The organism is Delftia sp. PX-1 (assembly GCF_055797465.1).
On the sequence record NZ_CP184763.1, the window covers coordinates 5,832,113 to 5,845,919 of the forward strand.

Genomic DNA, 13,807 nt, shown 5'->3' on the forward strand with positions numbered 1-13,807 from the left:
CATGGCCCTGCGCATACTCCACGTCGGCAAATTCTTCCCTCCCTACCGGGGCGGCATGGAAGTCTTTCTGGCCGACCTGATACACGAGCAACGACGCCAGGGTGTCGATGCCCATGCCCTGGTCCATGGTGATCCGGAGCCGGATGATCCCGCCTGGCTGGAACGCGTGCCCGTTCAATTCAATCTGGTCTATGCCCCCATGGCCATGGGATTCCGGCGCGCACTGGGCCGCGCCATCGAACGCATTCAGCCCGACGTACTGCACCTGCATCTGCCCAACAACTCGGCACTTTGGGCACTGACCCTGCCCATCGCGCGGCGCGTGCCCTGGGTCATCCACTGGCACTCCGATGTGGTGGTGTCCAACATCAAGTGGTCCGTGGCATTGGCCTACATGCTGTACCGGCCGTTCGAGCAGGCCTTGCTGGAACGCGCCCAACAGGTATTCGCAACGTCGCCGCCCTATCTTGAGGCCAGCAATGCCCTGCGTACCTGGCGCAGCAAATGCGAGATCGTTCCGCTGGGCCTGAACCTCGAAACCATTCCTGTACCAGCACCGCTGCAGCACGGCCAAGGCTGGCGCCCCGACACCCGGCTGCGCCTGTTGTCCATCGGTCGGTTGACCTACTACAAAGGCTTCGAAACCTTGATCCGAGCTGTCTCGGCCATGCCTGGCGTGGAGTTGCTGATTGCGGGAGAAGGCGAGCTGCGTGCATCCCTTGAAGAGTTGATACGCCAATGCACTCCTGAGGGCAGACAGGCCAGTGTGCGACTGGTGGGCGCGGTGTCGGACGAGGAAAAACATGCCTTGTTTGCAGGGTGCGACATCTTCTGCCTTGCCTCACGCGAACGCACGGAAGCTTTCGGCATCGTATTGCTGGAGGCCATGCTGCACGGCAAGCCCTGCCTGGTCACCGACCTTCCCGGTTCGGGCATGCCCTGGGTGGTCGCCCACTCACACGCCGGCCTGCATGTACCGTTTGAAGACATTGATGCCTGGCGCAGCAGCATTGCTCGCCTGCAGCACGACACGGCCCTCAGGCAACGGCTGGGCCAATCGGGCCACAAGGCCTTGCATCGGTTTTTCAGCATCGGCCCCTGTGAACGAAGCGTGGCGCGCCACTACCGCAGCCTGGCACCCGACACTCGCCCGGCAAGAGCACGCCAGGACTTGCTGGTTGTCATTTCCACGCGCAACAACGAAGCCGAGATTGCGCACCTGATACGTCGCGTGCATGCATTGGTCGAGGCCAGCGTGCTCGTCGTGGACAACCGCAGCACGGATGCTACCTGCCATGAAGCCGAGCAATGCGGTGCCAGGGTGCTGCGCCCCTTGCTGGCAATGACCAATTGGGGCAGCCTGCAGACCGGCCTGCGCTACGCGCAGACCCATGGGTTCCAGACCGTCGTCACCATCGACGCTGAAGGTCGCTATGAGGTGGAGGAGCTGCCCACGCTGCTGGCACAACGCCAGCAGGCGGACATGGTCGTAGCCTACTTCGCGGAGCGCAACAGCCTGGTGCGCCGCATCGCGTGGCAATGGTTCCGCTGGTTGACAGGTTTTGGCCTGCGGGATTTTGTGTCCGGTTTCCGGTTGTACAACCGCCAAGCATTGGAGGTGGCAGCCTCTACGGAGGCCACAATGCTTGACTATCAAGACATCGGCACGCTGCTGCTTATGCGCAGGCAGGGACTACAAGTTACAGAGATCGCTCTGCCACTACATACTGCGAAAGTCAATCGATCGAAAATCTTCAGATCATGGGGCAATGCAGTGAGATATGTAGCTGTATCTTCATTACTGAGTATTGCACATGGCAGAGATAGGCGAAATCCACTTCAAACCTCCCGCTGATTTATCGAACCAATTGAGCTACTTTGGCATAGATTTCTATTGTTCGCTCGGAGCATTGATCCCAAGACATTTGACCAGATCGCACCAACCCTAAGGTTCGCGCCTGCCTTTGCCAATGCTCATCAGTCAGGCAGGTCTGAAGGCCATACGAGATTTCCTCCAGATTCAAGGGATTCACCAGCCTAGCGGCACCTCCGGCAATCTCTGGCATGCAGGAAACGTTGGATGTGAGCACAGGAGTGCCACTCGCCATTGCTTCTACAATAGGTAATCCAAAACCTTCATAAAGTGATGGATAGGCCATCAACCGCGCCCCCGCATACAATGCCGGAAGCCAGCTTTGGTCGACATAGGATATATATTGCAACCAGCCTTGGGCTTGTGCTTTTGCAAGGCACAAGTGAATCGCACTAGAGTTCCAGCCATTTCCCCCGGCAATCACCAAAGGCCAATTGTGCCGCACCTCTTTGGGTAGCATTCCATATGCCTCAACAAGGCGTTGGATATTTTTCCGTGGCTCTATGGTACCGACAAATAGGCTATACCTCCCAGACTTAAGCCCCAAAGCATTAAGTACAGAGTCTAGCATCTCTGATGTATGAGGTCGGAAATCATTACCCGCCGCCAAATGTATAGCGGTCACTTGTTCTGGCGACATCAATCCATGAGCCAGCACTTCCTGGCGAACAGTCTCGGATACCGTAATTACATGATCTGTCCTCGCCAAACTTTCACCCAAAGCCATATTCATATATTCAACACGGGCCTGGGGATGAAAATTCGGATAAACGATATGAGAGAGATCGTGTATTGTGCTTACAGTCCTACCACTGAAATTCGGAACAATATAATTAGGTGAATGATATACACACCCGTCATTTCCACGCAGCCGCCATCCAAAAAGAGCAGGGGTGATCCTTTTGTATAAACGAACAGCCAATCTACTCCCCGCAACCCTATCCCGCAAAGCCGCTTTGGTCTTAGTTACGGATAATTTCAAAGGGGCGGTGGTTTCCAAAGCAGCCATGGGATCATCAACCCATCGCCCGGAAGAAAAATACCGCAATCTATCAATACGCTCATGACAACCCAGCCGCTTCGCCAGCTCATAGGTATATCGCCCGATACCAGTCAGTGGTGGGCGAAGCGCATCAGCGGCAAAAATTACATCAAGTCTCATAAGAGCATTATCTGACACCAGAATATATTAAAAATCTATTACCCTATCAGAGCGATCAGTGTCAATGCAATATTTCTTTCAACAGCTCCTTACAAGTACGAGCTCGATGACTCCAAGAATGAGCCTTAATAACATCCTCTTTTCTTCCATCAGTCAGTTGCTCTGGATTATCTGCCCATTGCCTATACATATCTCTTAGCACAGCCTCAATTTGTCTGCTGCAATTTTTCACAACAATCCCTGAACCTGTCTCTTCCAAAAGTTCGACACTTGGGTCAAAACCTTCAGCAGTCTTTATGTGTAGTATGGCCTTCTCAGCACCAAGATATTCATATATTTTTCCTGGAATCTGGTAGCTTTGGACATTTCCAATATTCACTAGTACATCTGCCTTTCTTTGCAACTCAAGGCACTCAAAATGACTTTTTTTCCCAGCAAACTCAACACCAAAAATCCCTTGAAACATGGGCTCAAATTCAGAATTATCCCCAGCAATGACAAAAGATATTTCTAGATCCTGCAATCCAACAAGTGCCTTTGCCAACTCTATCGGATTCCTGAAATCTCTGTAGAAATTTCCTGTAAACACCAGAAGAAAGCGTTGTTCACTTTCTTTAGTTTTCCAACCTACTCGCCTATACGAAAAACCTTGAGGCAATACTGATATTTTTCTCTCGACACTGGCACCATGACGACTTATCAACAAATCCAACACACTGCCAGCCGTTACCCAGATGGAAGAGGCTGAGTGAATAACCTTTCGCTCCACTTTCAGATCAATTCCGCGCCTCCATTTTGGCGAGTATGGGGTTAGCAATGGATCACCCATGTCAATAACCCAAGGAATTCCCAACTTACGAGCATAATTTCCAACAAAAATATCAACACCCGGCTCATGTGAGCTTATTACGGCATCGAATTTTTCATCCCTCAACAACTTCTTTATCTTTCGAAGTGCGAAAGGATACCATTCAGACCTTACATCCGGATAAAAAATAGCATTCAAAATCGATCGAACTATTCGATAAGCCTGAAATAGCCGAGATGGCTTTGACGCATTTCTGCCATTCTCAGCTTTACTATTTCTCCAGACATTTCCTGCCAATCTCTGGCTAAATCCGATAAAAGGCCCTGGCCAGACTCGATGGATAGTAATACGCGCATCCATATCCATGGGAAACGCGTTTTCTGTCGAAATATCTGGACATACGACATGGATGTCTACACCAATATCGACTAGCTCATTGGACAAATAAAACCAACGCAATGCCTGGGCAGCCAATATTGGAGGAAACTCATATGCAATAAGCAATACTTTCACTAAGCTTGCTCTCTCAGAACGGCAACTATTCTTTCAGCGGCCTTTCCATCTCCGTATGGAGAAACACCTCGTGCCATTTTCTTGTATTCCGTTTCATCATCTAGCAAGCACTGCACTCTTTGAACAATATGCTCACTATCAGATCCCACCAATTCCACAACTCCTTCAGCAACTGCTTCAGGGCGTTCTGTTTCCTCGCGCAATACAAGTACAGGCTTGCCAAGTGCAGGAGCCTCTTCCTGAACGCCTCCGGAATCGGTCAAGATCAGGACTGATCTCTTCATTGCTGCAACAAAAGGTGCGTAATCCAAAGGCTCGCAAAGAAGGAAGTTGGGTTCTTGACTCAAAAACTCATAAGCCACATTCTTTACATTTGGATTTGGGTGAACAGGATAAAGAAATTGAATCTCAGGATTCTTCCGAGCCAGTTCCTTCAACGCACGACAAATACTCCTAAATGGTTCACCAAAATTTTCTCTACGGTGTGAAGTAACAAGCACAAGACGTTTTTCAGGATCTAAAGGCAAATCTAGCTCAAATTTCTTTTCAGCAGTTGCTAACAGTGCATCTATGACCGTATTGCCGGTCACGATAATATCCTTATCCACAATCCCATCCCTAAGAAGATTCTTTCTTGATTCTTCTGTTGGAGCGAAATGCCAACGAGCAAGTTTTCCAGCAATTACACGATTTGCTTCCTCTGGAAAGGGGTTCTGCATATCCCATGTACGCAAACCAGCTTCAACATGACCAATCGGAACCCTATGATAAAAACAAGCCAAAGCTACAGTCATTACCGTAGTGGTATCCCCTTGAACTAATACAACGTCTGGCTTCTCTTCTTTAAGCACCGCATCCAACTCCAAGAGCAAACGTCCCGTAAGCTCTGTCAGTGCTTGATTTGGCCGCATTATGTTCAAATCGATATCAGGCTCCACTCCGAAAAAATCCAATACCTGATCCAGCATCTGGCGATGCTGTGCCGTAGCTAATACGCGGACCCGTGCCCATGGCTCTTTTTTAAGAGCAATGATAACCGGAGCCATCTTAATAGCTTCCGGGCGAGTTCCTACAACACAAAGAATATTCTTTTTTGAAGTATGAATATTAGACATTTTCACTCAGTGTAATCAATAAAAAAATCGCTGCGATGCTTCCATTTCTCTCTGAAATAGTCAGCATTTCTTTTAAAAAGATTTGCATAAGAATCAGAGCTAGCACTGGCATTAGTAGTTTGATGTGGTTGATGGCGAATACCCGTCAAGTCGCGATAACAGATATCCAGACCCAATTGTTTTATCTGAAGTGAAATATCTGTATCTTCAAAGCAAGTCGGGTCATAAGCGGTATCAAATCCCTGAGTAGAATTGATCACTGCCGTTCGCGTGAAAAAACCACCAGTACCCAAATATGCGATATCTGATCGATAGCCTTCACGAATGGCCTTTGCATTCATGGCACGATTAGGACAATAGTCCGTGATCATTCCACCAAAATCCGTTCGACCAGCATCGAACCAACCTGCAGCCCATCCAACAGCACCCACATTGGCATCACGACTCAGAATAGAGAGAGCCTCTTCAAAACAGCTTGACGAAGTAAACCATTGGTCGGAATCAAAGAAAGAGATATATTTTCCAGTAGCAGCTGCGATCCCTAAATTACGCCCGGATGCGCAACCATTCACGGGGTTCTTAATCACTTGTGCCGAGGGGAAATTTTCTTGGACAAATTCAGCACCATTGTCAGTACTGCAATTATCTACAACAATCAATTCTTTTATATATACGGAGCAATGATGCAACAAAGAGGCTAGCGTCCGCTCAATGATTTTTCGATTGTTATGTATAAGAATTACAACACTAACTGAATTTCGAAAATTTGTTACTTCCGGTTTTGCAGTGATGACATCAAGCCGAGAAAACCATGAATTCTCCCAAATAAACTGATCACCATATTCCTTGATGCTACTGTTATCTCTATGTATGACCCTAGCGCAAGCCAGGGCAAAATCTTCTGGATTTTTCTCAATCATCAAGCCAGGGTATCCATTTATTTCTGGCAAGTCAGTGGAGACGACAGGTTTACCGGCAAACAAATATTCAAAGACCTTAATGGGAGATACAGCATCAGAGATCTTCCCCGGGGAAAATGGAAGCAAGCAGAAATCCGAGTACGCCAAGTAGGCGGGCAAATCCTCAATGCGCTTAGAACCCAAAAGATAAATATTTTTTGGAAGATTCTCTCTTTGCGGGCGATCACCGATCAGCACGAAGTTAATACTAGGGTTTTTGCGTGCCGCCTCTTCAAGGAAATCCCAAGCAAACCACTCACCATAAAGCGAACCGAAATACAGGCCGATCCCTCCATTTCTCGGGAGATCATCAGGGCGTGTATAACTTTTATACTTATCGAAAATATACTCATTCGCAGCATTAGGTAGATATAAAGCATCGTCACGACCCAAATTATTAAGGCGATGAACTAGAAGCTTTGCTGTACCAACCACAATTTGAGATTTTTTTACAATTTCGCAATAAACATCCCGATTAAACCAATCGCCGCCAAGACTTGTTTCCCAATCATCTATCAATTCAAATACGGTACGCATACCGCAAATGCTGAATTTATTCAGATACTCCAACGCAGCTCGGTGAGGCAACTCTACTAACAGAGTTGCATTACTGGAAATATTTTTAAGCAGTGCGTCCGGAGAAATGGAGTCTATATGCACATGATTCAATCCATAGAGGGAGACATTAGAGTCAACATAATCATTGACTTCAAAATCAAACTTCTTATAGATATGTATATAGGTAACTCGCCGCCCAGTTTTCAAAGCGCAGCGAGCCAGTTGTGCAGAGCGCTGCCCGCCACCGATATCATCAAAAGGCACCCCGGCAATGATAACTAGATCGTCATCCAAAAGAGCTTGATCTGCTATATATATACCTTTATGGTGCTGATTCGGATATTCCGAAAGAACTGGATGAGTCACCGTTGGCAAGGACACCTGCTGTAGATCAATCGGATGTATTGTTGGATTGATCTTATGCAATATATTGCGCCTGATGTGTGGCGGTAGCTTAAGAAAAACAGGCGTTCCTAGTCTACTTATGTGTGAATAAGTAGCGCGCAACGGCCGGGTGATCCGCCAAGAGGCAGATGTCCTGAAATTCTGTAGTTCTTTTTGCAGTTTTTCAATTTCTGCATTACGCGAAACAAGGATGTTTTTCAATTCAGCATTGGCTTGATGCATCTCCTCTGCAACCAAGGCAGCAGAGTTTAGCTCAATCTCATGATTCTCGATTTTTTTCAGATTTCTTTCAGATCGTCTTGAATGTTCAGCAATCGATTTTTCAAGTATTTCGACCTTAGCTTGTGCGCTTTTACTGGCATGGATCGCATCCGTTAACCGCCGCTCAAGTTCAGCTTCTGCCCCTTGCCTGGTGTTGATGACATCAGCTAACCGTTTCTCCAATCCAGCTTGTGCTTCTTGACTTGTGTGGATGACATCAGCTAACCGCTTTTCAAATTCAGCTTGTGCGCTTTGGCTATTGTCCTTAAGACCTTTTAGGCGCTGGTTCAGTTCAGCAATTTCCTCATGTTGGCGATGCAATTCATGGCTCTGGCTATTTATATTATTTTTATCTATAAAAACATCGTTTAACGTCAGTTTCTGCTCAGAAATCCATTGATCTTTGCCATAAATTAAGAGTATTTGCTCCCCTGCCCAAAATTTATGTGGTCCAGAAACCTTACTCCACACTAAAGAAAAACCGTTAGCCAATTTAGTAGGAATATTTTTCGCAAGAAAAGTAAACTCGTGCTCATCAATCCTCTGGAACTCTTGGTAAGGCAGTAGCAGCACTATGGCTTTTCTAGCATGCTCAGTTATGCGTCGCAATACTTCATATGGATTAGAAAAATGCTCCAGTGTGTTCGATGAAAACACGATATCATACTCATCTAAAGTATCTTGACTCGGGTTGAGCCAATTCTGGCATTTGAAATTTATGGCAGGATATCTCTTAGATGCCTGTTCTATCGCGGGAGCAGAAAAATCCACCCCGCAAATATTTGCGACTGGCATTTGACTAGCCCACACATCCGTACCATCTCCTTGCGCGCAACCCCAATCCACTAATGTCAGAGCATCTCGCTGCAGGGCTTGAAAAATCCACTCAGGTAATTGATTCACAGCAAGCCAAGAAAATTCTCTTGATTGAGCAGGACCACTCATTTTTTCCCAGTCAGTGACAAAGCGCATATCCCAGTAGGGTTGAGAATTGATTTTTTTATCGGTAGTCATGGCACTAGCTGAATGGATGATTGTGTGACAGAAGGCTGGAATACGCCAAACAGGCGATGCTCCGATTCGGAGGCAAAATACTGAACTCCCTCTATATATTCATAGTAGTGGATATCTTTATTTTCTCTATTCTCCACAGCTACAACCAAAAGATATTTTCCCGCTGTAAGATAGTTAGTAAAGTCAAAAGATACTTTAAAGCACTCTCCCTTTGAGAAATCAAGTTTGGTGAAATCATGCGTAGTCGACACGATAAGATCTGTTCCTTTCAGATCCTTGATAGAAAATGCCAAGCTGATATTCTCTTTAGGCAAATGAGAAGGCAGTGCCACTTCTATAACAACTTTAAGTGACTCGCCCCAAGCATATACATTTTTCCTGACTTGACTGGCATCCAAAAGCTCTGCGACTTTAACAATACCAACCTCAGAACCCCAATGGTTGATTGGCTTGAGAAAATCATCTTTAGTATTTTCCAATGCTGGACAATCTATTCGATCCGACAAGGCAGGCATACTCGTAGAAACATCTTCATCCTGCATTCTTTTTTGTTCTTCAACCACCTCATCGCGAAACATATACGCCATATATTGGCCAGTAACGGGAAAAACATCTCCATCATCAATCAGTTTACCTTGATTAATCCAAATAGCTCGCTGACACAAGGTTCGAACAGATCCAACATCGTGGCTTACGAATAAGATAGATGCACCTTGTGCTTGTATATCCTTTATCCGACGCATACATTTAGCAATGAAGCGAGCATCCCCGACAGCCAATGCCTCGTCAACAATCAAGATTTCCGGATCCACATGGATAGCAACAGCGAACGCTAAGCGTGCGTACATGCCGCTGGAATAGGTTTTAACTGGTTGCTCAAGGAAATCCCCTAGTTCGGAAAATTCCAGAACATCTTGCATTCGTGACTGCATAGCCTCACGAGGAATACCTAAAATTGCCGCATTGAGATATGCATTCTCGCGTCCAGTGAATTCAGGATTAAATCCAGCACCCAATTCTAACAGCGCAGCAATACGGCCATTAACTTTGACGCGACCACTGGTTGGCTTTAATGTGCCGCAAATAAGTTGTAATAACGTAGATTTACCACTGCCATTTTGCCCAATAATACCAACCGTTTCCCCTTTGCCAATCTTAAAAGAAACATCTCTCAATGCCCAGAACTCACGATAATATTTTTTTTTCGAGCTTTGACTAATAGCCCCCACTCCCTGAGTGGCATATTGCTTCAGACGGTCAAGCGGTTTTTTGTAAATCTCGTAGCACTTACTTATATTTTCGACTTCAATGATAGATTTAAAGGACATCAGAGAACCCTCCCTTGGTTTTTTGAAACCAAGCAAACCCTATCCAAAAGACGGATGCTGACACGACAGCTTGCTGAAACCATGCCTTCCAATTAATAGACTTCCCCCACAGCATCACGTCGCGAGCAGTTTCTATTGAAAAGGTCAGCGGATTAATCTCTAGCAATTTTCTGTACTCAACGGGAATTGAAGTCGTCGAATAGAAAATAGGAGATAGAAACATAAGTATTGTGATTATTATTGCAACAAACTGCGGTGTATCTCGAATGTAAACACCTAATGATGCAAGAATCCACGAGATCCCCAAAGTGAGAAATATCAATGGCAAAAGAGTAATTGGCAGCAAAAAAATACTTGCATGCGGAACGCCAAAGAAAATAATATAAAATATTATCCAAACAAAAGTGCTCACCATAAATTGAAAAAAGGCCGAAGCCAACGCAATATACGGCAATATCTCAATGGGAAAAATTATTTTCTTAACATAGTTAATATTACCAATAATTAGTACTGGTGCACGACTGATCACTTCCGAAAATAATCCAAATATTATCAATCCAGCAAATAAAACCAATGCAAACTCTGTTCTCGACCCATTACCACCCGACCATTTAGATTGAAATATTATACTAAACACAAAGGTATAAACAGCCAGCATCAACAATGGATTTAAAAAAGACCAAAGCAATCCAGCAATCGACCCTTTATAACGGCTTACAATTTCTCGCTTAGCCAAATCCGCAATAAGCCCTCTGTATTTAAAAAATACTCTTATAGGAGTGAATATATTTACACTGTCTAAAACCATATAGTGATGAATTGATTTTTCTTAACAAACTAGTATTCGCTCTGAATGCGAACAATATCGTCTTCGCCCAAGTACGCGCCCGACTGTACTTCGATAATTTCAAGCGGTAGTTTTCCTGGATTTGATAAAAGGTGAACATGTCCGACAGGTATGAAAGTGGACTCGTTTTCCCCAAGCAGGAAAGTTCTATCGCCATTAGTCACTTCTGCAGTTCCTTTCACTACGATCCAATGCTCAGCCCGGTGATAATGCATCTGAAGACTAAGCTTGGATCCAGGATTGACAACGATACGCTTGACTTGGAAGCGGTCACCGCGGTCTATGCTGTCGTACCAACCCCAGGGGCGATGTACCTTACGATGCGAGGCTGCCAACTGCCGATTTTGCGCCTTCAATTCGGTGACGATCTTTTTTACATCCTGACTCCTGCTCTTGTCAGCCACTAGGACGGCATCTGGAGTTTCCACGATGATTAGGTTATCCACTCCAACGGTAGTCACTAGGCAACTCTCCGAGAAGAGAAGGCTGTTTTGAGTGTCAATAGCCAGCGTGTGGCCCACGTGGGCGTTGCCACATGAATCACGTGGCAACACGTCCCACAGAGAGTCCCAGGCCCCCAGGTCCGACCAGCCCGCGTCCAGCGGCACCACCGATGCAGGTATTCCCAGATCTTTGTTACCTGGCAAATGCTCCATTACTGCGTAATCGATCGAGTTTGAAGGGCATCCAGCGAAGAGCTCGCCATGGGGACGGATGAAGTCCATATCTTGGCTGCTTTGAATTATCGAGGCTCGACAAGCGTGCAGAATCTGCGGTTGCAGCTCTGCGACAGCCTTAAGCCACACGTCTGCTCGCACCATGAAAAGACCGCTATTCCAGAGATAATTGCCGCTTCTCACATAGCGTTCTGCCAGTTCCTGACTCGGCTTCTCAGTAAAGCTGCTTATCGCGAATGCACCGCAATCGATAGCTTCAGCCTTCTCTATGTAGCCAAAACCAGTCTCGGGACGGCTGGGCACAATGCCAAACGTCACCATAGAGCCTTCCTTTGCAAGTTGCCAAGCCACAGACACGGCATCGTGAAAGTCCGAAAGCTTGGTCATGACATGATCTGCAGGCATGGCCAGCATGACGGTGCCGGGCTCTGCAATCAGGGCCGCCAGGGTCAAAGCCGGAGCCGTGTTTCGACCAACAGGCTCCAACACCAGCCTGGCGCCCTCTATTCCAGTCTCCTGCAGTTGTTGCGCGGCCAAAAAACGGTGCTCGTTATTGCAGATCACGACGGGAGCAGCCTTCGGTATATGTTCGGCCATACCGTCTAAGCGCTCGACAGTTTTCTGCAACATAGAGATACCGTCCCCGTGAAGCGCCAAAAATTGCTTTGGGTAGCTCTCACGGGAAAGCGGCCACAGGCGGGTTCCAGAGCCGCCGCAAAAGATGACGGGAAGCAAGGGGGTGCTCATGACGGGGTCTTGTTAGAAAGAGGCAGACGCAAATCCTCAGCATCCGCCTCCAGCATCGCCAACCGCTGATTCAACCGCCGCACATCGCGCTCGATGCGGGTGTTGACCATGTCGGCATGCAAGGCCTTGATGAGCAGGACGATGCTGGCCAGCAGCAGCAGCATGGCCGGCGGATAGCTGATGCCCAGCACCGCTGCCAGGCGGTTGATCATCCCGGGCCAGACGCCCAGCACGACGGCGGCAACGGCAACGACCACCCAGAACAGGCCGTGCATGAGGTAGAGATGGTCGCGCCGGATCAGGTACAGGATCAGCGCGGCCAACCCTATGCCCATGAAAGTCGTTGTTACCTGAAGGGAAGCCATATTGATAATCAAAAGCTACCGAATGAAAGCATTCGGTTGATGCAGGGCACGGCCGAAACCAGCGCTATTGCCGTATGAAACGGTCCAAACCACCCAGGGAATACGTAAAACCTCCCATTGTAGGTTCCGCATCATGTTCCGAAGTCGCTTCCCCCTCTCGTTTCGCCCTGGCCTTGACAGGGATGTGGCCCCGTATTTCACAGCCCCTGCAGAAGCGGAAGGATCAAGCCTTGGTGACAGGCGACGCTCCTGCAGCACTACACTGAAGCATTGACCTGATGCACCGACCACGCACTGTTGCTTGCGTGCACCCTCATATATGCCATCTTCCACCACCCAGCTCCTGGTCATAGACCCCCAGAACGATTTCTGCGACCTGCCTGACGACTGGTACCCCGATCGGCAACGCCCCAGCCTTCCCGTGGCGGGCGCCCATGCCGACATGCAGCGGCTTGCCGGTTGGATACGGCGCGAGGGGGCGAGAATTGACGCCATCACGGTGACGCTGGACTCGCACCAGCGCTATGACATTGCCCACCCCGCCTTCTGGCAGCAGGGCGATGGCAGCGAGGTAGTGCCGTTCACCCCTATCACGGCGGCGCAGGTGCGGGCGGGGGTGTTCCGGCCACGCAACGCCGAGGCGCTGCAGCGCAGCCTGGAATATCTGGATGCACTCGAAGCCAGCAGCCGCTACATGCTGATGGTCTGGCCCGTGCACTGCGAGGTGGGCAGTTGGGGCCACGGTATCCATGCCGATGTGCTGGCGGCCTGCGGCGACTGGCAGCAGCAGCGCCAGCGCGCCGTGTACAACGTTTTCAAGGGGCTCAATCCCTGGACCGAGCACTACAGCGCGCTGCTGGCCGAGGTGCCGGACCCTGCCGATCCGGCGACCTTGCTGAATACGGCCTTGCTGGAGCGGCTGGCCCAGGCAGACATGCTGGTGGTCGCGGGCGAGGCGAGCAGTCACTGCGTGCGCTCCACGGTCGAGCATCTGGTCGAGCACCTTCCCCATCCTGAGCGCATCGTGCTGATGCACGACGCCATGAGCCCGGTGCCGGGCTTCGAGTCCGCGCACCATGATTTTCTAGCAGCCATGCAGGCCCGCGGATTGCGGCTGGCCTCCAGCCAAGAACTCCACCTGTAGGGGCGGACCGCCTTCACGCGCGCAGCCCCCT

Annotated in this window: 10 protein-coding genes; 2 read left to right on the top strand and 8 right to left on the bottom strand. The window is 48.5% G+C overall.

What is annotated here, in order from left to right; genetic code table 11:
• Position 1: 1 nt before the first annotated feature.
• Positions 2-1,855: a glycosyltransferase gene (locus ACN20X_RS26665; RefSeq protein ID WP_151019608.1), complete on the top strand. Its 1,854-nt coding sequence runs from the start codon at positions 2-4 to the stop codon at positions 1,853-1,855.
• Position 1,856: 1 nt separating this feature from the next.
• Here the strand turns inward: ACN20X_RS26665 and ACN20X_RS26670 are convergent, their stop codons facing one another.
• The 8 genes from ACN20X_RS26670 to ACN20X_RS26705 form a co-directional block, all read right to left on the bottom strand.
• Positions 1,857-3,035 (bottom strand): glycosyltransferase family 4 protein, encoded by a 1,179-nt coding sequence (locus ACN20X_RS26670; protein WP_047473536.1) that lies wholly within the window; start codon positions 3,033-3,035, stop codon positions 1,857-1,859.
• A 61-nt stretch (positions 3,036-3,096) separates the two neighbouring features.
• Positions 3,097-4,356, bottom strand: a complete 1,260-nt coding sequence (locus tag ACN20X_RS26675) for a glycosyltransferase (RefSeq protein ID WP_473210038.1) — start codon at positions 4,354-4,356, stop codon at positions 3,097-3,099.
• Positions 4,356-5,471: a non-hydrolyzing UDP-N-acetylglucosamine 2-epimerase gene (gene wecB / locus ACN20X_RS26680; RefSeq protein ID WP_473210039.1), complete on the bottom strand. Its 1,116-nt coding sequence runs from the start codon at positions 5,469-5,471 to the stop codon at positions 4,356-4,358. Before wecB ends, ACN20X_RS26675 begins: the two co-directional genes overlap by 1 nt.
• Positions 5,472-5,473: 2 nt before the next feature.
• A complete protein-coding gene (locus tag ACN20X_RS26685) occupies positions 5,474-8,668 on the bottom strand; it encodes a glycosyltransferase (RefSeq protein ID WP_473210040.1) in 3,195 nt (1,064 codons plus the stop codon).
• Positions 8,665-9,996, bottom strand: coding sequence for an ABC transporter ATP-binding protein (locus ACN20X_RS26690; RefSeq protein WP_473210041.1), 1,332 nt, complete (start codon positions 9,994-9,996; stop codon positions 8,665-8,667). The genes ACN20X_RS26685 and ACN20X_RS26690 overlap by 4 nt, the downstream gene beginning before the upstream one ends.
• Complete coding sequence (locus ACN20X_RS26695; protein WP_473210042.1) at positions 9,986-10,804, bottom strand: ABC transporter permease; 819 nt, start codon at positions 10,802-10,804, stop codon at positions 9,986-9,988. The genes ACN20X_RS26690 and ACN20X_RS26695 overlap by 11 nt, the downstream gene beginning before the upstream one ends.
• A gap of 29 nt (positions 10,805-10,833) precedes the next feature.
• Positions 10,834-12,267 carry a mannose-1-phosphate guanylyltransferase/mannose-6-phosphate isomerase gene (locus tag ACN20X_RS26700; protein ID WP_473210043.1) on the bottom strand — a complete coding sequence of 478 codons (1,434 nt, stop codon included), beginning with the start codon at positions 12,265-12,267 and terminating at the stop codon, positions 10,834-10,836.
• Positions 12,264-12,632 carry a DUF2304 domain-containing protein gene (locus ACN20X_RS26705; protein ID WP_154833568.1) on the bottom strand — a complete coding sequence of 123 codons (369 nt, stop codon included), beginning with the start codon at positions 12,630-12,632 and terminating at the stop codon, positions 12,264-12,266. Before ACN20X_RS26705 ends, ACN20X_RS26700 begins: the two co-directional genes overlap by 4 nt.
• 319 nt (positions 12,633-12,951) lie before the next feature.
• Here ACN20X_RS26705 and ACN20X_RS26710 point away from each other — a divergent pair, with 319 nt between their 5' ends.
• A complete protein-coding gene (locus ACN20X_RS26710; protein ID WP_473210044.1) occupies positions 12,952-13,776 on the top strand; it encodes a cysteine hydrolase family protein in 825 nt (274 codons plus the stop codon).
• The last annotated feature ends 31 nt before the right edge of the window (positions 13,777-13,807 follow it).